Below are 23,176 nucleotides of genomic sequence, written 5' to 3' on the forward strand. Positions count from 1 at the left end.
GGGACGCATAATTATGTTTGAAAATATGACAAATTATATAACGGATAGCTTAACGCTATAACAGCAATGCTCAAGAGCTGGGAAAAGAGCCGGCGAGCAAGATGAAATTGCATAAGCTCCTATTGTGTCATTAAGGCAAACAATACTAAGCGTTGCACTTATCGGTATCTATAAGGCACTGGAGGGAAAAGGATAAGGGGGTGAAGACCGGAAACAGATAAAGAAATTTTATTAATATCATAAGGTGATACACACCGAAGCATTAACAATAATTTGGCTACGCAAAGGGGGATGCATGAATGTTCAAAAAGACGAAAGCCAATAGAAGAATCAGCAGCTTTTTAATTGCCATGATGTTCACATCATTAATAAGCGGCATTTTTCCGGGATTACTTCAAACGGTGCAGGCAGCGGCACCTTTAGACTCGTCTCAGGCTGCGATTACCTCGATAAAGCTTCAAATCAACGGAGTGGATGTGGATGAAAATACAGCCTTGGATGAGCCTATTGACCAAGATACCGACGTGTCTCTATTCTACACATGGAAAATAGAGGATACAACAATTTTCAGCGAGGGAGACTACTTAGAGACGACGGTTCCGGCGGGTTTCAGAATAGCAAATGATGTCAGCGGAGATCTGGAACGTGTTGACGATACTCCTGTGGGAACATGGGAGCTGTCTAAGGATACGCGTCTATTGAGACTGACCTTCAACAACGATGCCGCAAATTTACTCAACGTAGAAGGTACTGTGACGTTGAATACACGCTTTGAATTGGAAACTGTTCCGCAAAACAACCCGGTAGTATTCAGATTTCCCATTTCAAACGGGGTGGAGAAGGTTATACAGATCAAATTCAGTCCCAATGGGGTATCAAGCCAGGTGGAAAAATCAGGAACCCCAAACAAAGGGGTAAATCCTGACCGCATAGAATGGATTGTAGACGTAAATAAAAATCTGAAAAATGTTTACGGTGCGGTGCTGCAAGATACGCTAGATGAGGGAATAAGCTTAGATACCGGTTCCATACAGATATATAGGCTGGATGTAGAGCTGGATGGAGGAGCTTATGTTGGAGACAGTATTGCTTTTAATCCTGGTGATTTAACTCTTAACGCGGACAGCTTTGAAATAAATCTGGGGGATATTACCGAAGCCCGGAGGATTATTTATGAAACTTTAATTACCGATACCTCAAAGTCTTCATTCACAAATACGGCCGATTTTGACGGTGCTTCATCGGAAGCGGGTGTGAATGTTACAAGGGGCTCCCTGCTGGAAAAAACATCGCAGACCGATAGGAGCTTCAACCCGACAGAAATTACATGGACGGTTTACGTAAATAAAGCGGAGGAAGCATTAGCCGATGCGGTAATAAACGATACTCTGCCGGAGGGTCTTGGTATATCTGAAGGTGATGTGAAGGTGTACGAGCTGACGCTTAATGATGACGGAAGTGTGAATACCGAAACAGAAAAGACGCTTGCTCCGGGAAGTATAAGCATTGTTGACAGGCTTCTTACTGTGTACTTAAATTCCATTGACAAGGCCTACAAAATAGAGTATGTCACACCTATTTTGGCCGATCCGTCCGATTTCCGATTCAGCAATCAGGTGGAGCTGTATGATAGCGGCATTATTCTCACTAATCCCGTAAGCAGTGAAATTTCCTATAAAAGAGGAGAGCTGCTTAAAAAGACAGGAACATCAAACATAGGGTACAGTGATAAAAGCATTGACTGGACTGTCGACGTTAATACCTGTGAGCAGGAAATAACAGGTGCTGTCGTAACCGATACCTTAGGAGCGGGACTGAGTCTGGACGAGACATCTATTAAAGTATACAGTCTTGTATTTAATGCCGATGGAAGTGTCAAGAACGAAACACAGGTGTTACCGCAGCCGACAGTAACATCGAGCCCTACAGGATTTACCGTTTCATTGGGAAACATAAGCGGTGCCTATAGAATAAGGTATAAGGCTGATATTACCGATGTCAACGCAAACGGCGGAACAGGCTTCAGCAACAATGCGGAATTGACAGGCACCGGTGAGGGAATAGGGCCGGGAGTTACGATAACAGATCCTCAGAACCCCTCTATACAGAATACGGCAATTAAAAGCAACGCTACCATTAACTATTCTGATAAGACCATGAATTGGAGTATAACCATCCGCCCCAGAAAGGAAGCGATGCAGTCTCTTATGATAACAGACACGTTTCCAAATGGTGGATTGGAGCTGAAAGACAGCAGCGTTGTGGTTAAAAAAGGAAGCATAGTATTAACTAAAGACACTGATTACACACTTGCCATGAATGGGCCCGACTGGAGGAGCGGATTTTTAATAAACTTCTTAACGGACGTAACAGGAGCCGACTATACAATAACCTATACAACAGCTTTTGACAGGGCATGGCATACCAAGCCGGGAGAACCGGAATACTATAGGAACAGGGCGGATATCCAATGGGAGGAGGCCACGGTGCCGGGGGTCACAAAGACCGCAACAGTTAATTCATATGGGAGGATTACTCCTGAAGCCGCCAGCAATGGAAGTAAATCGGGCGCGCTTCGCAGGACAGACAGGGCTATTGACTGGATTATTAATGCCAATTATTTATCCGAGCCTATTAATAGCCTGATTATAGACGATCCCATGCTTGGCAGCCAGGAGCTCGATACCGACTCACTGAAGGTTTATTCATATACCGTAAGTGCGAGTGGGTCCAAGGTAAAGGGATCGGAAGTTTTAACGGGCTATAATACCGAAAAAGCAGGGGATCATTTTAAGATTACCTTTGATGCGCCCATTAGCAGTCCATACATGGTTACATATACCACAAGGCTTGTGGGACAGTCCCAATCCCAATATACCAATACCGCAAGTGTGGGAAGCGAGTCATATACTGCGGCGGTACCCTTTGTCAATTCAGAGGTGTTTCTTAATAAAACAGCAATACAATCGGGGATGAAGGTTAATTGGAGCATTAATCTGAACAAAAGCCTGTCCGTTATTGAGAACGCCGTACTTAATGATACCTTGAGCGTAGGGCACGAATATGTGGAAAGCAGCTTCCGTGTATACAGAATTACAGGTCCAAATCCGGCAACAAACAGGGTCCTCTTAACAGAGGGTGCCGACTATGAACTGAAAATCAAGATCGCAGACCTTGTAACAGGAATCCAGTCGTTTACCCTTGGTTTTAAAGATATCATCAGCTCAGAATATGTGATTGAATATCAAACCGATATCACCTCTGACCAAAATGGCACAAGTCTCTCCAACAAAGTTGAGCTTAACGGTACGGGAGTTGTAATATCAAACGACACATCTTCAAAGACAATTGTGGCAGAAATTACAGCGGGATCAGGAACGGGAAGCGGGGTAAGAGGAAAACTGATAGTTAATAAGGTTGATGCCGACGATCTTACTGTTAAGCTTGCCGGAGCATTATTCCAGTTGATTAACGGCAAAGGGGATACAATCCGTGAGCTGGCAACCGATGCAAACGGTGAGATAATAATAGACAGGCTTAGCTACGGGAACTACATTTTGAAGGAAATAACACCTCCCACGGGGTATAAGCTGCCTTCAAGCAATGAAACCCCGGTGAAGATTGATGCGGCACAAAAGGCTGTTACTGTGAAAAATAACAGAATCAGGGGGCTGGTAATAGAAAAAACGGATGCCGACCACCCTCATATTAAGCTTGCGGGTGCCAAATTTGAAATCAGGAATTCAGGAGGTACTCTGGTAGGAACTGTTACGACAGGCAGTGACGGTAAAGCCGCCATCGACGGATTATCCTTTGGGGACTATACTTTAAAAGAGATAGAAGCTCCCGCAGGGTATCAGCTGCCTTCAAACAATGAAACCATCGTAAAGCTTGATACTGCACAAAAGACTGTTACAGTGCAAAATGACAGCCTGAGAAAGCTGGTAATAGAAAAAACGGATGCCGACAGCCCAGACGTGAAGCTTGCGGGTGCGGAATTTGAAATCAGGGATTCAGAAGGAAATCTGGCAGCAACGGCTACAACCGGCAGTGACGGAAAAGCAGCCGTTGAGGGATTAGCTTTCGGGAAATATACCATTAAAGAGACAAAGGCACCTGCCGGGTATGATTTAAATTCATCTCCAAAAACAGTTGAAATAACCAAGGATAGGCTGGAATTCGTGCTGACTATGGCAAATTCAAAGACATCTCCGGGCTGGACGCCGTCAAAGCCTAGTAAGGATCCTGAGAAGCCGCCTGAGAAAAAGCCGGATAAGGAGCCTGAAAAGCCTTCCGAAAAGCCGCCTGAAAAAGAGCCTGAAAAGCCTACTGAAAAGCCTACTGAAAAGGAGCCTGAAAAGCCATCGGTACAAGAAGAAACTACAACCAATACTCCTGTGAGCGGAGAAATTCCGGTACCCGATAATGAAGTACCTGTCATAGGGCAGCAGCCGGAGCATGGGACGGCGACAGTGGATGAAAGCGGGAAGTGGACGTATATACCTGATCCGGACTTTAAAGGCAAGGATAAGTTTATAATAATAATAATAGGGCCTGACGGGCAAGAGACAGAGCAGATTATAGAAATAGATGTAAATGAAATTCCCGAAGGAACACCAAATGTGCTTCCGAAAGCAGGAGAGCAGAGCAATATCGGCTTCTATATAAGCGGACTTCTGCTGATTGTGGCGGGGATATTTCTAAGAAGGAGAAAGACTGCATAGTGTTCAAAGCGGGGCGGGGAGAAATCTCTGCCCTGCTTTCTTTGATATAAAGTTTCACCGAGTTGCAATAAGGAGTATAATCAGAATGAAAAAAGTTCTATCGGTAATATTAATTTTAGCGGGCATAGGAGTTTTTCTCTATCCATATGGAGTGGAACGGTACCAGGATTACATGCGGTATAAGCTTCTCATGAGTCTGGAGCTGGAGGAGCAAACTGAGGACAGCTATGAATCTTGGGATTTGGGTGAAAAGACCCCTGTACATGAGGAATTGGGGCAAAGCATCAAACCAATAGAGCAAAATGCCGATGAGGAGGATTTGCGAAGGCGGCAGCTTGAAAAGGAGGAAGCTAATCGGAAAAAGAAAGAAGAGGAACGGAAGAAATGGAAGGAATATGTTGACTCTATTACAGAAGGAATACTGACAATAAACAAAATTGATTTGCGGCTTCCAATCATAACGGGGGCTTCCAAAGAGCATATGAATATTTCTGTTGCCGGTGTAGAGGGAACGGGGAAGCCTGGGGAGGCAGGAAACTACTGCATTGCGGGGCATAGAAGCCATGCCTACGGTAAAAATTTCAATCGTTTAGATGAATTGGAGCCGCAGGATATTATTGAGGTTAAGTGTGGAAAGCAGGTATACCGCTATATTGTTTTTGAAAAATTTGTAGTTATGCCTGAAGAGACGTGGGTGTTGTATAAAAAGATGGATTATGAAAAAGAAATTACGCTTATAACCTGTACCCCCATGTATAATCCCACGCATAGAATAATAGTAAAGGGACGGCTTGAAGAAGATGTGTCTGAATCTGGTGTAAAAAAATAGAAAATAGGCCAAAAGACATATGGAGAAAGAGTTGCTGATGAGGTATAATAAAATAACAAGTTATCAATAGAAGCTTTTCTTAAGATAAAGGCAAATCTGGCGAAAGCCAGTGGCGCAAAGCTATAGGGCCTTTTTATTAAAGTAAAATGGCAGCCAGCTACCAAAAGGGGGAGTTTTTTATGTGGAGAAAGTTTGTTATAAGCCTTTTTGCGGCAATATATTTAATGACGGCGGCATTCAACGTTTTTGCAAAGGATGATGTTATTTTTGATAAAAGCCATTTAAGTACAGGCATAATCAGGGTTAACTATAACGGGCAAAGCAGCTCAAAGCTCAAGTGCATGGTACAGAAGCAGTCTAACGCATATTATTACGATTTGGCGTCGGGAGACAGTTTTCCTCTTCAATTTGGAAATGGGGAATATACAATTGCCATACTTGAGAATGTTGAAGGGAAAAAATACAGGATAATTAAAAAGGATACAGTTAATCTTCAGCTTAAAAATCAAAATGATGTTTTTCTCACATCCATCAAGCTTATAAATTGGAATGAAAATGCCGATGCAGTTAAGAAGGCAAAGGAGCTCACAAGGGATTCAAAAACAGATATGGATAAGGTTATTGCCATTTATGAATATGTAACTCGGCAAATAGCTTATGACAATAAAAAGATAAGCTTGATAGGTCCTGATTACATGCCTGTTATTGATGAGGTTCTAAAAGACAGGAAAGGCATTTGCTATGATTATTGTTCCTTGTTTGCGGCTATGCTAAGGAGCGTAAGCGTTCCCACAAAGCTTATTATGGGGCATAAAAATGATATTGAAACGTATCATTCGTGGAACGGGGTTTACATAAAAGAGAAGGGAAAATGGCTTACGATAGATACGGCCTATGACTCCATATTACTGCAAAGAAATTTGCCCGTTTCAATGATAAAAGAGGACGGACAATACAAAGCAGATAAAGAGTACTGAGGCTCGGTATTATATTGTAAACATAATTTAAATAGGGGAAAGTAAAACGCAAGCTAAAGTATGGCTTGCGTTTTTTTGATGCTCTGAAAAGGATGCTGAAAAATAATACTATAATTTAAATTATTTCCCAATATATTACAACATATATTTGACAGCGATGAAATATTCTGATACCATATTTTATGGAATTATTGAATTATATTGCCATAATAAGATGTTACAATAAATAAAACCAGAAAAAGGTCGTAAATACATACATAATATGGATTGAAATACAAAATACACTGATTTAACGACATGGAGGTAATAATTTTGCCTTATCATAAATAGAAATTTTCAAGATCCAGATGTGGTTTAAGTGGTTTTCCAATTATATACCGCTTGTTTCTTTCAGTTACTTTAAGGCCATTAAGGTAATTGGGATTCAAATAAAAATACCACTATCGTGTAAAGCGCGCTGCATGAGAAAAGGTAAGAGGAAAGGAGGAAAATAATATGAAAAAGCTGGGTAAGAAATTACATACAACATATGAAACCATAGAAGCATTCGCTGAGTGTGTATGCGCATGTAATCTTTGCTCCATACTGATTAAAAACACTACAAGATTTAATAATAGAAATTTCAGAGATTAGCTTATATTTGATTCAAAAGCTATATTGGGAGGCTACATTGGTTAGGGCTTCCCAATATAACCTCATATCTTTTAATATTAAATATCCTATAACTGTACTGTTAATTGTTTAGGGACTAATTGTACAAGGAGAATTTGTATGCTTAAGAATAAACCTTTTATTCACCAGTTCAAGACACGTGATGGGTGCTATATATACGATGTAAATACAAATCGCATTTTGAGAGTTAGGAGATCCGTATATTATATGTTGCTTGAAGAGAACTGGTCTGCAGAAAGCCAAGAAGGTGAAGATGCCGCCACGATATTAAAAATGATGGAAGACGGGTTGCTATCTTCTAATAGAGTTCAGCAGGTTATACATGCTGAAAGTGAGTTGCTTCCATATATTTTAAATAGTGCTGTTCGCTCAATTACCCTTCAGGTTACCCGGCAATGTAATCTAAGATGCAACTATTGTGTGTATTCGGGAAGTTATTTAAATAGAAAGCACTCTAATCAGAATATGAGCTTTGACACAGCAAAAAAAGGTATTGATTTTTTAATCAGTCATTCCAATGACTCCAGAATAATAAATGTAGGCTTTTATGGGGGAGAGCCAATGCTGGAATTTGAATTAATAAAGAAATGCATATTATACGCTGAAGAAAAAGCAGAGGGTAAAAGCTTGTCTTTTAGTATTACTTCTAATGGAACTCTTTTAGATCACGCTTCTATAGAGTTTTTTGAGGAGCATGATGTAAGTTTGCTGATCAGCCTTGATGGACCTGTGGGGGTACATAACAGGAACAGAAGGTTTGCCGCTGACGGTGGGGGAACATTTAATAGAATCATGGAGGGCTTGGAGAAAATAAAGGCTGAATTCCCATCGTATTTTAAAAAAATAAGCTTTAATGCCGTATTGGATCCACAGAATGACTTTAGCTGTACTAATGAATTCTTTACAAGCTATGAAACTATTAAAGACTCTATGATAACTTCATCAGAAATCAACGGTGATTATTCAAAGGAAAAAATAAATATATCAGATGATTATGTTGTTAAACGTGAATATGAAATTTTTAAATTATTTTTATCTAAAGTAGGCCGATTGGATATAAAATATGTTTCAAAGCTTGTCACGCCATATTATGATCAAATATGGGCTATTATGCACGACAATCGTGTAATGACGGAAAGACTGGCTGATGATTTTCATCATAGCGGGCCATGTATCCCCGGTGCACACAAACTGTTCATGGATATAAATGGAAAATTTTACCCATGCGAAAGAGTAAGTGAAATTTCTGAAATGATGAAAATAGGAGACATAGAAAACGGGTTTGATATGAGTAAAATTTCGAAATTATTAAATATAGGCAGGCTGACCGAAGATAAATGTAAAGATTGCTGGGCTTTCAGATTTTGTACCTTATGTGCATCTTCAGCAGACGACATAAAGGGGTTATCTGCTGAAAATAAATTGTTACACTGTCCGAACGTAATAAAGACAAGTCAGGAGAGTATAAAAGATTACTGTACTCTCATGGAGTTTGGGTGCAATTTTGAGGATAACATGAATAATTATTAAGATATTAAAAATATGAAATACCAGGGGGGAGTAATAATGCCCAAAAGGGAAAGAGTAATGGTTTATCCTTTCGACGTTGAATTTGCACCAATTTTAAGGCATCAAGCCATGCTGGGTAACTACGATATTGTGTCATTGTCATCGCCAAACGGGTGGGGATTGTGCGGAAAAGATGCTGGAATTGCCGATTGTGGAGAGCCGATAGGTATAGATATCCATAGTGATTTCGATTTATTGCTGGATAATTGCGATACTGTTATTTTCAGCGAATCCCATATACCAGTAAATCCTGCAAAAATACTGTACCCAAAAATCAGCATGTCTATTGAGAAGCATAAGAATATTTTATGTACGGCGAATATTGATATTGAATTATATGACTCTATAGTTGAAAAATGCGATAAGCAAGGTGTTTATTTCAAGTATTACAATAACAGAAATTCATGTATATTGGATGAATGCGAAGATGAAGATATCTATAAAATCAATACTCCTATAATATTTGTTATTGGTATGGGAGAACGAACAAATAAATTTCAAATTCAACTTTCACTGCGTAAATATTTTATGCAAATGGGTTACAAAATTAGTCAAATCGGATCAAGAAGCTATTGCGAAATGCTTGGCTTTCATTCCATGCCTGCATTTATGTACAGTAATGCTATTAAAGATTATAAAAAAATCATCTTGTTCAATCATTATGTGAAAAGCATAGAGATGAGTGAGAAGCCAGATGCAATTATAATAGGAATACCAGGAGGCGTTATTCCATTTAATGATAAGTTTACTAATAGATTTGGAATGACGGCATTTCAAATTTCAATGGCAGTTAAACCTGATACTGCGGTTATGAGCGTTTTTTATGAAAAATATCAGGATAAATACTTCAAAGAGCTACATACAATGATAAAATACAGATTTGCCACGGAAATAGACTGCTATAGCTTGTCAAATGTCAAGTTTGATTGGGGCAATTCCAAACAAAATGGTATGATGTCATATGTTACCATTGATTCAAAAATGATAAATGAAAAAAAGAAAAGCTTTAGCTTTTTTAATTGTCCGGTTTTTAATATGCTCAATAGTGAGGATGCTGAACGAACAGGAGAATATTTAATGAATAGATTGCAAAATTATAGTGATGTGGAGTCTATATAAAGGAGGTTGTTGGATTTATGAAAGATACAGGGATAAGCGACAGGTTAAATAGCCTGTTTGTGAACAGGTTAAATATTAATTTTGATAATTATGAAGAAAGCATTTTAGATTCCCCCCTGCTTGGCAATGAAATAGGTCTTGCGGCAAGAGATTTAATCTATGTTTTTTTTGATATAGAAAAAGAATTTAATATACAAATACCACAGCATGATATAGCCTCAGGCGGGTTTAATACATTTAATAGTATATGTGAAGTAATATCTAAGCAAATAAAAATAAAATTATTGGAGCCTGTTAAATGAAGTTTAATAATGAGGATAAAAAAGTAATAAAGAGAATTTTATACTTGTTTAAACCATACATCAAAAAAGTGACTCTCATTTTGGTATGTATGTTAATATCAGCAGGAATAAGCATGATGATTCCGAGAATCAGTCAGCAGCTTATGGACAGGGGATTATTAGCCCATAATTATAAACTGCTCATTATTTTTACCCTTGCGGGATTGGCACTTCTTTTAATTGAGCAAGGCCTTGGTTTTATAGAAACAAAAAACCGGATATACCTTAATTCCATTATTCCATATACATTATCTAAAAATGCATTTAAACATACGCTTAGGATGAAAATGCAGTCTTTAAATGACACCAACACTGCAGAAATTATGAGTACCATAGGGATGGACGTAGGCAATATTGGCAGAATTTGTGACAGCAGCACATTTTATATACTATCAAGTATTTTTAAGATGGTAGGGGGATTTATCGGGCTATTACTCATAGACTGGAGATTAACCCTTATGGTAGTGGTAATTGTACCTTTCAGATACATACTTGTAAAATATATTGCTAAGAAGAGAAAACAGCTGTTTGAGGAATATTTGAAACTTAATAAGGATTTTGCTGCTTTCTATGGTGATACTGTATCCGGGGTCAAGGAAATAAAGCTTTGGGGTCTTGACAGGATAAAGATAGGCAAGTTCATAAAAGGCCAACGTGAGCTGATAAACATCAATATCAAAATGGGATTAATTGATAAGCTGAATGAGTTTTCCGAAACAGTATTATTCCAGGTAATAATGGACGTAATATACATTATGGGTGCATACCTTGTATTCCAAAACAGCCTTACAATAGGAGAGCTATTTGCTTTTATAACCTATAGTTCATATGTTACCGGGCCAATATCAGCCATACTGAATATTGGGTATAACTTTGTGAATATAATACCATCGGCAAAAAGATATTTTGATTATATGGACAGAGAAGGTGAGCCTTACGGCAGGAATAGGGGCACTGAAAGTTTCGCCGGCAAAGACAGTGAAGTGGTTATTACATATGAAGATGTGTCATTTTCATATACCAATGAAAAGCAGATATTGGACAAGGTTTCCTTTGAGATTAGGGAAGGAGAAAAGGTTGCCATAGTGGGTGCAAATGGTTCAGGCAAAAGCACCATTATCAACCTTTTATTAAGATTTTATCAGCCTACTTCAGGGAAAATACTGCTGAATGGAATTGATATAAATTCCATTGACCTTAGGGAATACAGAAGCATGATTTCTGTTGTGAGTCAGGATATGTATTTATTTAACGCCAGTATAAAAGAAAATATTACCCTCAATACAAAAACAAATGAATTGAACATACATAAAGCCGTAAAAGAATGTGGGATAGACAAATTTATTGAAAAGCTCCCAGAAAAGTATGAGACTGTGGTGGGTAAAAACGGTACCGGAGTATCGGGAGGAGAGAAACAAAAAATTGCTTTGGCGAGAGCTATTATCAGGGCTTCCAAAATTCTGGTGCTCGATGAAGCAACTGCAAATTATGATATGGAATCGGAGGCTGCGGTTAATAAATTCATAGGAAAAGAGCTTAGTCGAAAGACAGCAATTATTATCAGCCACAAGCCTGACATTTTAAAATATGTTAGCAAGGTTATTGTTCTGGAAAATGGCAGTATTGTTGATATCGGAAAGCATAATGATCTCTGTATGAGGAATGAACAATATAAAAAGATGATGGAGGCCCACGAAACTTTTAAGGATAATCAGGCTATTTAAGTCTAGTTTGTGTTTGATCCCTTCATTAAAACCTCGAGGGGCTGGGATTCAAATAAATAAAGCCATGTAATAGAAGAATTCGCGAACTTCTATAATGGTGAAGTTTGGGAAGGGGGTGAGATAATGAAGAAGCTTGGAAAAAACATAAAACCAACTAAAGAGACAGTTGAGGCCTATAGTTGTAGCTGTTCAGCTACGTGTTCCGGCTGCCCTTGTGCTTGTGGAGGCAATGGTACAGCATCATATTATGCAGGTAATGGTACCAGTAAGGCTATGGGTACAGACCTGGCTAGGGTTATTAATGCCTATAATAGTTAGGAAGTGGTGTCACGATATAACCAGAATAAACCAATATTCTGGTTATATCGTCTATTACTCTGCCTGTAATTATGTTATAACTAAGTGAAATTTTATTTGTGGTAAAACACATTAAAAATAAAGGAGTATCGTTATGAAGAAGGATAAGCCATTTATTCACCTTTTTAAGACTCCAGGGGGACATTATATATATGATGTTAATACAAACGCAATAATAAAGACGCAAAAATCAATCTATGACTTTTTGCAAGGCGGTCAAAGAAGCTGTGTTAACAATGAAGCATGCTTTGAGAGCAATGATAATAATGATACCATAAATGCAGTAAAAAAGATAAAAGAAAAGGGATTTTTATCATCAAAAAGAATTAAAGAGGTTTCTCATCCTGCTAACGATATACTGGAATACCATTTGGCTAATAAATTGAAAATGATTATTTTACAAGTTACACAACAATGTAATTTACGGTGCGAATATTGTGCTTATTCCGGCAATTATTTAAATAGAGGACATGCCAACCTTCGAATGAATCTCGAAACAGCCCAAAAAAGCATTGGTTTTTTGATAGATAACTCAAGAGATGTCGATAGGGTAAATATAGCTTTTTATGGTGGAGAGCCTCTTTTGGAATTTGAACTCATAAAAAATTGTATTCATTATGCAAAAGAAATTTCTGAAGGTAAAAAAGTTACATTTAGCCTTACTACGAATGGTACTGTGTTTACCAAAGAAATTATAGAGTTTTTTGAAATGCATGATGCAACCATCACCATCAGCCTTGATGGACCCAAAGAGATTAATGATAAGAACAGAAGGTTTGCAGTAAGTGGCTGCGGTACATTTGAAAGTATAAACAAAAATCTGGAGTTTTTTAAGGATGGTTATCCGGAGTACTTTAAAAAAGTGGTGTTTAATGTTGTTTTAGATAGAAATAACAATTTTAATTGTGTAAACGAATTTTTTACCACTTATGATATTATTAAGGATTCTATGATAAATGCAAGCGGCATATCAACGCATTACGCAAAGGTTGAAAGCAAGTCATCTGAGGAATATGATATTAATATAAAATATGAATTATTTAAGTTATACCTTAATAAAGTCAATAGACTTGATGAGAAATATGTGTCAAAATTGGTAACAAGCAACTATGAAATGTTGAGAATGAAAATTTTTAAAGAAAGAGAACGCACGGAGGAATTGTCCGAAAAAGCACACCATGGAGGTCCTTGTGTTCCCGGTGCACAAAGATTGTTTGTAGATGTAAACGGAAATTTTTATCCCTGTGAGAAAGTGTCCGAAAATTCTGAAGTGATGAGAATCGGACACATTGATACCGGATTCAATATTGAAAAAGTCCGTAATCTTCTGAACGTCGGAAGGATAACCAAAGAAAGCTGTCTGGATTGCTGGGCTTTCAGGTTTTGTACTTTATGTGCAGCAATGGCGGATGATACAAAAGGATTATCTCCCGCTGTAAAGCTTTCAAATTGTAATGCTGTCAGGGCATCACAAGAACAAAACTTTAAAGACTATTGTACGCTTAATGAATTCGGACACAACTTTGAAAATAATTACGGGTATATTTTGATGGGGGGATTTGATGAATAAGCAAAAAATAATTATATATCCATATGATGAACAGTTTAGTCCTGTCCTGAGGCATAAGGAGCTATTAAAGGAATATGAGGTCGTAGGGCTAGTATCCCCCCGCGGGTGGGGGCTAACGGGCAAGGACGCAGGGGAGGCTGACAACGGTTGTTATTTAGGCATCAATATCACCAGTGACTTTGACAGTAGTATAGACTTATGTGATGCTGTCCTGTTCAGTGAATCGCGAAGCGAATTGGAGTTTGAAAAAATTATAATGCCTAAGGTTATGAAAGCCGTAGAGAGCGGTAAGGATATAGTATTCACCCTCCCATTGCAAAATGATGCATATAATACAATTTCAAAAGAGTGTAAAGCCCGTAACGTAAATTTTAAGTATTACAATTACTCCGATATGGTGCAAGCTTTTCATGGAATTGAGGCTGAAAATGAGTTTCTATATGATATTGACACCCCTGTAATTTTTGTCATGGGAACTGGTGAAAGGGCAAATAAGTTTGAGATTCAGCTTGCGCTGAGAGAGAATATTCTGAAAATGGGATATAAAATAACCCAGGTGGGTACAAGAGGATACTGTGAGCTGTTAGGCTTTCACTCTTTTCCAAGGTTCATGTACAGTAATACAATATCTGAAACGAATAAGATCGTACTGTTTAATCGTTTTATTAAGAAGCTGGAAAAAGACGAGTGTCCCAATGTAATCATTATAGGAGTTCCTGGTGGAATTATGCCATTTAATAACATGTTGCCGAATAGATTTGGTATTCTCGCATATGAAATATCACAGGCTGTAACGCCTGATACGAGTATTTTTTGCTGTTATTACGCGGAATATTATCCGGAATATTTCAGCAGGACGGCCGAAGCTGTTAGATATAGGCTTGGCTGTAAAGTAGATTGCTACAACATGGGCAATATCATGTTTGATTGGAACGATTCAAAAAATAATGACAAGATGGTATATACTTCGCTTAATTCAAGGTTCATTGATGAAAAGTTGAGGGCCTATGAAAAGCTTGATACTCCGCTTTTTAATGTACTCAATAGAGAAGGTGCTGATGGTATCACAAATTGCTTGATTAATAAGCTTGTTGAATATGGAGAAACCGAGTGTGTCTAAGAGGAGAAAAATAAGTATGGATGAAAATATGGAAAGGTTGTTAATGATAATTAAGGAAAGATTTAATATGGATTTGTCTGATATTGTACATATGATTCATTGTGAATTAGATTCAAACAATGCATCTACCGGCCGTGTAAAGATATCATGATAGCGGTTGCAGTATTAGATGATGGTATAAATGAAGGGCTTTATAATATTGGTCATCTGAAATATACTATGGAAATTACACCTACACTTGAATTTGTAGAGAGGACTGGATATGACAGGTACTTACCCAGCCATGGCACTACCTGTGGAGCAATCATAAAAAAATATAGCCCTGATGCTGAAATAGTCAGCATAAAGGTACTGAATGATAAGGGGCGAGGGGTAAGGGACCAACTGGTAACGGCTTTGCTCTGGTGTGCGGACAATGATATAAAGCTTGTGAACTTAAGCCTTGGAACTACCGACTTTAGAGATTATGAAGAGGTGAGGAAGGCCGTGGATTATGCTGACCAAAAAGGCGTAATCATTGTAGCTGCCTGTAATAACAAAAACGTATACACCTATCCAGCGTCCTTGTCAAATGTTATAGGTGTAAAAGGTGACTCTGAAGAGCAGTTAAAAGAAGGCCAGTATAGGCATAATCCTTATCCGTTGGATGGAATTGAAATAACGTCCTGTTCATCTCATTTAATTGTGAAATATGATGGCACAGTGAAAACCACATCTTGTTGCAACAGCTTTGCGGCGCCTATGATAACTGCGATTGTGTACAATATTTTATTGAAAAATCCATCCTTATCCCTTGAAGAAGTCAAAAACAGGATTGAGGAAGGTGCAGTGAATATTTTGCCGCATACATACTCTTCAAATATATGCAAGGATATTAATTGGGTAGAAAATGCATTGCTGTTTGATATAAATTGTGCCAACAACTCGAAGATGCATATACCGTATAAATTCACAGTAAAAAAAACAGTCCCAATTGAATGTACAGATAAAGAAGGGGCAATAGAACAGGTTAATGAATACATAAAGAAAAGTAAGACTGTCTTGAGCAAAGTTGATACAATTGCAGTAATAATACATGATTCAAATACTACGGTTGACAATGTTGGACTATTTGAGCTGGTTAATACGATGGAGAGTATGGGTAAAAATTTGGTTTACCTCTATGAAAATTCACAGGATTGGAACATTTTCAAGGATATTTCCAGAAGAAGAATAAAAATATTCCATCCATCTGTATATGGAAGCCTCACAGGTGGCGAAACAGCATTTATTGAAGTGCCAATAATTGCTGTTTATGATTTTGATGGCAAGGAATTCCTAAATTGCATAAGCAAATTGCAGGAAGTTTTTCGTATAAATGACTATAATGCTATTGCGGTATCGGATTCATATTTAGGAATTGCAGCAGGAGTGGAATATATATGCTTGAATGAAGAAAAACATATTTCTTTAGAACATATTAACAGAGTATATAACCCAGACATAATTCTTTTAGGTATCAGCGGAACAGATAAGAAATATGATTATTTAAAAAGACTGGAAGAGAAATATGAGGTGGACATAAATGTGGTTATACTAAGTGAAAAAAGTAGCATCAGTGAGAATATTGCCAATTTGGATACGGAAGGTAAAATAATACTTATAACTTCAAGGGGCAGCCGTGAGAATACCGCATATAAAATAGTAGATAGTTCACAGGAATATTATATTGAGGTTTTATACAAATATATTATTGAGATGTTTTCGGAAGAAGAAAGCTTGATTACATGAATTCCAATTGACTCAACCGGGGAAGTTGGGGTTTGTGCAGTGACGTTGCGCCTTGACAAGCATGTTCCAAAAAAATTGAAGATAAAATTTCACTGTATACCTGTATAAACCTTACTTTTTAGCTGCTATGCTTTATGTAAAATATTTAGAAAATGCTTATTATATAGATAAATAGGCATGGGATAAGTAGGTATAGATGAGCGTTGTTGAGGAAGAAGTCTTTTCACAACCCTGTCACAACTTTTTCAGCAGTTTAAAGTATTTTAGAACATATATTGAAAGAAAAAAAGGAAACCGCTTATCATATAAAGATAAGCGGTTTCCTTTTGGTGCGCCATCAGGGATTCGAACCCGGGACACCCTGATTAAGAGTCAGGTGCTCTACCAACTGAGCTAATGGCGCATGTCTTCCGAACACTTTTATATTATAAGAGCAAAATCTTATCTTGTCAACAATAAAATAAATAAAAATAAGAAATTTTTTCTTTGGCTTTATATTATAATTTCTACATGAAAAATATATGATATAATATCACGAAGGTATCAGTGCTTCCTTATCTATAAAGGAGCACAAATGATAATGTAAGAAGGGGGAATAATACCGTTGCTTTTAAATAAAAATCAAAGGTCTGCGAAAAACAATATGAATATCGTCAAGGAATTCCTGAAGGGGATATTAATTGGCATTGCCAATATAATTCCAGGGGTCAGCGGCGGCACAATGGCGGTATCCATGGGAGTATATGATAAAATAATCAGGGCACTTACCGGGTTCCGTAAAAATATCAGGCAAAGCATTTTGACTCTGCTTCCTTATGGGGTGGGAGCGGCTATTGGCATAGCGCTCTTATCCTTTGTTGTAAAATATGCTTTAAGCGCTTATCCCCTGCAAACCAGCACATTATTCATCGGAATGATTATGGGTGGAGTACCGCTTCTGGCAAAGAGGATAAAAGGGGCCAAGCTCACTGCGGCAAATGTTGCGGTATTTGCAGTGTTCTTCCTTGTGGTTTCAGCAATGGCATTCCTTAACGGGAGTGAAGGCTCGGCTACCGACATAGCTGTCAATCCCGGTACAGTTGTTCTGTTGTTTTTTGTGGGGATAATTGCATCCGCCACTATGATAATACCCGGTGTAAGCGGCTCTCTCGTAATGATGATATTGGGCTTTTACGGAATAATAATAAGCAGCATAAGCAATTTTATTTCAGCCCTGCTTCATTTTGACATCCCTGCCCTAATCCATGGGACAGCGGTGCTATTGCCGTTCGGTATAGGAGTTTTGGCAGGCATAGGCCTGGTGGCAAAGCTGATTGAGCTATTATTTGCAAGGGCCCCTGTATTAACCTACTTTGCCATCTTCGGGCTGATTTTTGGCTCACCCGTCGCCATGATATATGAAGCGGGCATATCTTCGGTATCAATCTGGAGCGGATTAGCTGCCGCCATAGCCTTTTGCCTTGGCTTTGCCGTTTCATTCCTGCTTGGCAGCGATGACAATACATAGAACAAAATCTTTATCGCTACATACTATAGCAATTTGTTTTTCATTTTATATTGCAATTTCCTTTGAAAAATATGTGTGGTATAATATTACAAAGGTGCTGGGACATCCTTATAAATGTAAAGAGGAATCTGTAAATGAGTAAAAATAAAGTTGATGCAGTAAGGCTTGATAAAATACTAAAAAAAGCAATTGAAGCCATTACCCTTTCTAAAAATGAGATATATGACATAGCCGAAGGCGCGAAAAAGGAATGCAAAAGGCTCGAGGAAGAGCTTAATATGCTGAAGGTTAATGTAAAGGAGCTGATAGAAAGTGTAATATTTATAGAATCTGAATTAAAGGAAAGAAAGAGAAGGCTCCTTCTGGTGAGCAAAAATCATGAAAAGTATTCTCAGGAAGAACTAAAGCAGGCTTACGAAAAAGCCGATAATCTTCGTATAGAGTTAGCAGTAAAGCGTGAGCAGGAACAACACCTGATCAGGCGCAGAAACGACATTGAGATAAGAATAAAGGAATCAATTAGAACTGTGCAGAAGGCGGACAGCCTCATATCCCATGTTGGAGTGGCACTGGGCTGTCTGACAGGCGATTTGCAGCAATTGAGCGTTCAGCTTGACGATATGAACCAGAGGCAGCTTCTGGGGCTGAGGATAATACAAGCGCAGGAGGAGGAACGGCAGAGGGTTGCAAGGGACATGCATGACGGGCCGGCACAATCAATGTCAAATGTCGTGCTGAAGGCTGAGATATGCGAAAGACTGATCGACGTAGACATAATCAGGGCTAAAATTGAGCTTCAGAATTTGAAAAAGATTGTCAGAGATAGTCTCCACGATGTAAGGAAAATAATATATAATCTTAGGCCTATGTCTTTGGATGATTTGGGATTAGTCCCCACTCTTCAGAGATATATTGCCACATTTGGAGAGGATACGGGAATTGCCGCCTCATTAAAGACAATAGGTGTGTATGACGATATTAAGCCTGTAATATCGCTTACTGTCTTTAGGATTGTTCAGGAGGCATTAAGCAATATCCGAAAGCATTCTAAAGCACAGAATGTAGCTGTGAATTTGGAGTTTATGGATGAGGATTTAAAGCTTTATATATATGATGATGGGGATGGGTTTAATGTGGACGAGATAAAGATAAGAACAGAGGATGTAAATAGTGGTTTTGGCCTCTTGAGTATGAAAGAGAGAATAGATCTTTTAAGCGGTGAATTTAAAATAGCTTCAGAGATAGGTAAGGGTACAAGGCTGAACGTTTCTATACCCTTACTTCAGGAGGAGGTTCATAATGTCTAATATAAACGTATTGATAGCAGATGATCACTCAATGTTCAGACAGGGCTTGAAGCAAATACTTGAGCTGGAGGATGACATAAGCGTTATTGCTCAGGCCTGCAACGGTGATGAGGCTGTTAAATTCACAAGGGAGAAAAAGCCCGACGTAATACTTATGGATATTAACATGCCCGGAATAAACGGGCTGCAAGCAATTAAGGAAATAAAGCTTGAGAGGCTGCCTTCCAAAATAATTGTTCTTACTATACATGAGGATAGAGAATATCTTTTCAAAACCGTACAAATGGGAGCCGAGGGTTATGTCTTAAAGGATGCCGAGCCTTCGGTGCTTATAGAGGCAATAAGGAATGTATTTAACGGTCAGTCTTATATACAGGCAAATATGACGACGGAGCTTGTTAAGGAGTTTAACCGTGTAACGCTGCATGAAAAGGAAAAGGGCGAGGAAAATTTACTTACGGCAAGGGAAATAGAGGTGCTTGAATTGATTGCCGAGGGGATGATAAACAAGGAGATAGCAAAAGAGCTTTATATAAGTGAGAAGACGGTGAAAAATCATGTGTCCAACATATTTAAAAAGCTTAATGTCTCCGACAGGACTCAAGCAGCCATATACGCGTTTAAGCACAATATAAAAAGCTAGTGCTTTTTATAAAAAAATTTATATTTATATGTATATATAAAGTAAAATTTGCGAATAATTATTAATGCCTCACAAAATACATTTTGACCCCCTAAAAAAATGCTCCGGCGAAATTTGCCGGGGCATTTTAATTGTAAGCTTAAAGCATTAAAACCGTCTTAAATAAAGGGGTGGAGCTGCTTACTTAAAAGCATTCTTCTGTATGATTATATCGGAAATTTTGAGCTGATCCTGATACTGTTCCAGTTCATCATCATATCTGCCATGCTCTGCAGGCTGGCCCGTTTGGATATCGTAGATTGTCTCATCCTTACTCCAATAAATGTAGCGGTCGGTAATTACCGAGCTGTTTCTCAGCACAGCATATCCCTTATCGGTATTTAACAGATCCTTGCCCATAGCAAACGGTGCTTCGAAGCCCATCAAATTGGCTATGGTGGGAAGTATGTCAATCTGGCCAGAGACAGTGTTGTCGGTTTGTCCGTTTTTCAGGCCGGGATAGTGTATTATAAATGGAACCTTTTGCAGCTTTGCCCACTCAAAGCTGTTGTTTTTAACACCCATGAATTTCATCAGGTCATTTCCTCCCTCCAGTCTGGGTATCCCGTAATGATCTCCATATAGCAGCAAAAGAGTGTCGTCATACAGTCCCCGTGCCTTTAGCTGCTCTATCAATATGCCTATGCAGGCATCCGCATAATTCTGGCCCTTTATATAGTTTCCAAGAAATGTCCCCTCAAACTCTCCCACATCAAAGTCGTAATTTTCATAATCATCAAAGGGATAATGACAGGACAGCGTTACCAGAAAGCTGTAAAAGGGCTTGCTTGTGTCGGTTTTATCGAGGGCCTGTGTGAACATTCCGGCATCGCTTAAGCCCCAGCCCGTTTTTTCACCGGGCTCAAAATCATCCCTGCTGTAAAAGGCATCAAATCCTATAGCCCTATATGCCGTTGACCTGTTCCAGTAGCTGGGGTCGTATGCGTGATAGGATGCCGAGGTATAGCCCTGTGCTTTAAGAAGGTTGGGGAGTGAAAGATAGGTATTTGAAGGGTATCTGAAATACACGGCTCCTTCCTTCAACGGGTACAGTGAGGTATTGGCGAGAAACTCCGCATCGGAGGTTTTTCCTCCGGCAGCCTGAAAATAGAAGTTGTCAAAATAGAGGCTGTCCTTTATCAGACTGTTCAAGTTGGGGGTGATTTCTTTTCCCTCTATCGTCTTGTTAATCAAAAACTCCTGCAAAGCCTCACTCTGAACCATTATGATGCTTTTGCCCCTTGCAAAGCCGTTGAAATCAGTGCCCTGCGGTTCCCTGCTGCTGAAAAATTCGTCTATTGCAGCCCGTTCCTCTTGAGACACAGAGCGGCTTGTGAGGATGTTTTCCTTTATAAAGCTTTTGGTGTCCTCTGCATGGTAATAGAGTATGCCCAGACGGACAGCAATATAATTTTTATCAAAGGAGAAGATGTCTTTATGTGTGTTTGCATATACAACACCGAAGGACGCCACACCAATTAAAAAGAGGGCCATAAAGATTACCAGCCTTTTTAGCTTGTTAAAGCCTAAAAGCCTGTCCCTTTTTAATATTAATGCGCCTGCCAGCAAAAATGGAAGGTCTAAGACAAATATAATGTCCTTTTGCCTTATAAGATTTGTGATGCTGTCCCCAAGAGGCCCCACAAGGCCGATTTGCTGCAACACAGGTATTGTAATTGGGTTATTGTAATAGCGGAAGTATAAGGTGTCGGCGATAATTACCGTGGACAAAATAATGTTGACAATTAATAGTACCCATAGCCTCTTTTTATTGAACAGCAGAAAAATAAAGGACGCAATTATTAAAATAACTCCTATTGTAGATATAACCATTTTAACATTGAGCACATGTGAAAACGGCGGTATGTTTAATCTGGTGGTAAACTGAAAATAGAAGCATTTAAGTGTCAAGGCTGTTAAAAACGCCAGATAGAAAAGAAGCTCAATAAAGGTATAGCCTTTAGAAAGCATGGTTTTTTTAAAAACATCAATATTTGGTAACAATTGAAGCCCCCCGATTTTTAAATATTATATTCAAACTGGAATTATGCTGAATTATTTATGCAATATGATTTTTGAATTATTCTTATGTAATATTATATCAGAAATATTTAGCTTTCGATTATGCAAAATGAATTGTTAATATAAATTTTATACTATCCTGTTATTACACTTATCATACTGTTGTGCGCCAGAGTTTCCAATTCATCGTTCAGCGGCTGAAGGGACACGAAATCCTTATATTTTTCTTTCAGAGCTATTGTTATCAGATGATCCGACAATGCAGGGTTTTTAGGAAGAAGGCTTCCGTGGGAGTAAGAGCAAAAGGTGTTTTTGTATATGGCGCCTTCGCATGAATCCTCTCCATTATTGCCATAGCCCTTTATAACAGTGCCGAGGGGCTTTACCTCACGCCCTAAATATGTTCTGCCCGAATGATTTTCAAACCCTACTACCTGTCCCGAGCAAAGCTCCGATTTCAGAAATTCGCATTCGAATACAATATTTCCAATCATTCTTTTTTCACCTCCTATTGTCCAGAGATCTAAAGCACCTAGGAATTCGATTTCCTTCCCGTCCCATGTCTTATAATATTTCCCCAGAAGCTGGTACCCTCCGCATATGGTAAGCACAACCTTATTGTTTTGGATTGCATTTTTAATTTCAGTGCCTTTGTTTTTCAAAAGGTCATGCTGTATTATTTCCTGCTCATAATCCTGTCCGCCTCCCAAAAAGATAATATCATAATTCTCACAAGAGAAGCTGTCTCCAAGAGTTACACTATGTATATTGGCCCTAATTCCTCTCCATTGGCATCTTCTGGCAAGAGTAATTACATTTCCTCTGTCTCCGTAAATATTTAATAGATCGGGGTACATATGACATATGTTTATTTCATACATGTTTT

Annotated in this window: 18 protein-coding genes, 1 tRNA gene and 1 riboswitch; of the genes, 16 read left to right on the forward strand and 3 right to left on the reverse strand. The window is 38.6% G+C overall.

Annotation, left to right across the window (positions count from 1 at the left end):
- The first annotated feature begins 299 nt into the window (after nt 1-299).
- The 13 genes from DFR58_RS12115 to DFR58_RS12170 all read left to right on the forward strand — a co-directional run bounded on the left by DFR58_RS12115 (nt 300) and on the right by DFR58_RS12170 (nt 16,772).
- Entirely contained in the window at nt 300-4,724 is a 4,425-nt protein-coding gene (locus DFR58_RS12115) for a collagen binding domain-containing protein (protein ID WP_114298116.1), read from the forward strand.
- 85 nt (nt 4,725-4,809) lie between these two features.
- On the forward strand, nt 4,810-5,553 hold the full coding sequence (locus tag DFR58_RS12120) for a class D sortase (RefSeq protein WP_114298117.1): 744 nt from the start codon (nt 4,810-4,812) through the stop codon (nt 5,551-5,553).
- A 79-nt stretch (nt 5,554-5,632) separates the two neighbouring features.
- Nucleotides 5,633-5,718, forward strand: a riboswitch (cyclic di-GMP riboswitch).
- A 14-nt stretch (nt 5,719-5,732) separates the two neighbouring features.
- Complete coding sequence (locus DFR58_RS12125; protein ID WP_242987584.1) at nt 5,733-6,530, forward strand: transglutaminase-like domain-containing protein; 798 nt, start codon at nt 5,733-5,735, stop codon at nt 6,528-6,530.
- A gap of 495 nt (nt 6,531-7,025) precedes the next feature.
- Nucleotides 7,026-7,163 carry a CLI_3235 family bacteriocin precursor gene (locus tag DFR58_RS12130; protein WP_114298118.1) on the forward strand — a complete coding sequence of 46 codons (138 nt, stop codon included), beginning with the start codon at nt 7,026-7,028 and terminating at the stop codon, nt 7,161-7,163.
- 138 nt (nt 7,164-7,301) lie between these two features.
- A complete protein-coding gene (gene ccpM / locus DFR58_RS12135; RefSeq protein ID WP_114298119.1) occupies nt 7,302-8,732 on the forward strand; it encodes a Cys-rich peptide radical SAM maturase CcpM in 1,431 nt (476 codons plus the stop codon).
- 36 nt (nt 8,733-8,768) lie between these two features.
- On the forward strand, nt 8,769-9,890 hold the full coding sequence (locus tag DFR58_RS12140) for a TIGR04066 family peptide maturation system protein (RefSeq protein WP_170138141.1): 1,122 nt from the start codon (nt 8,769-8,771) through the stop codon (nt 9,888-9,890).
- 17 nt (nt 9,891-9,907) lie between these two features.
- Nucleotides 9,908-10,192, forward strand: a complete 285-nt coding sequence (locus DFR58_RS12145) for a peptide maturation system acyl carrier-related protein (protein WP_114298121.1) — start codon at nt 9,908-9,910, stop codon at nt 10,190-10,192.
- Nucleotides 10,189-11,955, forward strand: coding sequence for an ABC transporter ATP-binding protein (locus DFR58_RS12150; protein ID WP_114298122.1), 1,767 nt, complete (start codon nt 10,189-10,191; stop codon nt 11,953-11,955). The genes DFR58_RS12145 and DFR58_RS12150 overlap by 4 nt, the downstream gene beginning before the upstream one ends.
- 123 nt (nt 11,956-12,078) lie before the next feature.
- Nucleotides 12,079-12,273, forward strand: a complete 195-nt coding sequence (locus tag DFR58_RS12155) for a CLI_3235 family bacteriocin precursor (protein ID WP_114298123.1) — start codon at nt 12,079-12,081, stop codon at nt 12,271-12,273.
- A 133-nt stretch (nt 12,274-12,406) separates the two neighbouring features.
- Entirely contained in the window at nt 12,407-13,882 is a 1,476-nt protein-coding gene (ccpM, locus tag DFR58_RS12160) for a Cys-rich peptide radical SAM maturase CcpM (protein WP_114298124.1), read from the forward strand.
- Nucleotides 13,875-15,002 carry a TIGR04066 family peptide maturation system protein gene (locus DFR58_RS12165; protein WP_114298125.1) on the forward strand — a complete coding sequence of 376 codons (1,128 nt, stop codon included), beginning with the start codon at nt 13,875-13,877 and terminating at the stop codon, nt 15,000-15,002. Before ccpM (DFR58_RS12160) ends, DFR58_RS12165 begins: the two co-directional genes overlap by 8 nt.
- Nucleotides 15,003-15,018: 16 nt before the next feature.
- The gene (locus DFR58_RS22510; protein WP_278278811.1) at nt 15,019-15,153 is read left to right on the forward strand and encodes a hypothetical protein; all 135 of its coding nucleotides are present in this window, start codon (nt 15,019-15,021) and stop codon (nt 15,151-15,153) included.
- Nucleotides 15,150-16,772 (forward strand): S8 family peptidase, encoded by a 1,623-nt coding sequence (locus tag DFR58_RS12170; RefSeq protein ID WP_114298126.1) that lies wholly within the window; start codon nt 15,150-15,152, stop codon nt 16,770-16,772. The genes DFR58_RS22510 and DFR58_RS12170 overlap by 4 nt, the downstream gene beginning before the upstream one ends.
- Before the next feature lie 327 nt (nt 16,773-17,099).
- Here DFR58_RS12170 and DFR58_RS12175 read toward each other — a convergent pair.
- A tRNA-Lys gene (locus DFR58_RS12175) sits at nt 17,100-17,175 on the reverse strand.
- A gap of 201 nt (nt 17,176-17,376) precedes the next feature.
- Here DFR58_RS12175 and DFR58_RS12180 point away from each other — a divergent pair.
- From DFR58_RS12180 to DFR58_RS12190, 3 genes are all read left to right on the forward strand, one after another.
- On the forward strand, nt 17,377-18,279 hold the full coding sequence (locus tag DFR58_RS12180) for a DUF368 domain-containing protein (protein ID WP_114298127.1): 903 nt from the start codon (nt 17,377-17,379) through the stop codon (nt 18,277-18,279).
- 134 nt (nt 18,280-18,413) lie between these two features.
- Nucleotides 18,414-19,586, forward strand: coding sequence for a sensor histidine kinase (locus DFR58_RS12185; protein WP_114298128.1), 1,173 nt, complete (start codon nt 18,414-18,416; stop codon nt 19,584-19,586).
- The gene (locus DFR58_RS12190; RefSeq protein ID WP_114298129.1) at nt 19,579-20,229 is read left to right on the forward strand and encodes a response regulator; all 651 of its coding nucleotides are present in this window, start codon (nt 19,579-19,581) and stop codon (nt 20,227-20,229) included. The genes DFR58_RS12185 and DFR58_RS12190 overlap by 8 nt, the downstream gene beginning before the upstream one ends.
- 180 nt (nt 20,230-20,409) lie before the next feature.
- On the opposite strand, the gene DFR58_RS12195 is transcribed toward DFR58_RS12190, so the two are convergent.
- Nucleotides 20,410-22,272 (reverse strand): LTA synthase family protein, encoded by a 1,863-nt coding sequence (locus tag DFR58_RS12195; RefSeq protein ID WP_114298130.1) that lies wholly within the window; start codon nt 22,270-22,272, stop codon nt 20,410-20,412.
- A gap of 152 nt (nt 22,273-22,424) precedes the next feature.
- Nucleotides 22,425-23,171, reverse strand: coding sequence for a type 1 glutamine amidotransferase (locus DFR58_RS12200; protein ID WP_114298131.1), 747 nt, complete (start codon nt 23,169-23,171; stop codon nt 22,425-22,427).
- Between the last annotated feature and the right edge of the window lie 5 nt (nt 23,172-23,176).

This window comes from Anaerobacterium chartisolvens (genome assembly GCF_003337415.1).
Lineage (GTDB): Bacteria > Bacillota > Clostridia > Acetivibrionales > DSM-27016 > Anaerobacterium > Anaerobacterium chartisolvens.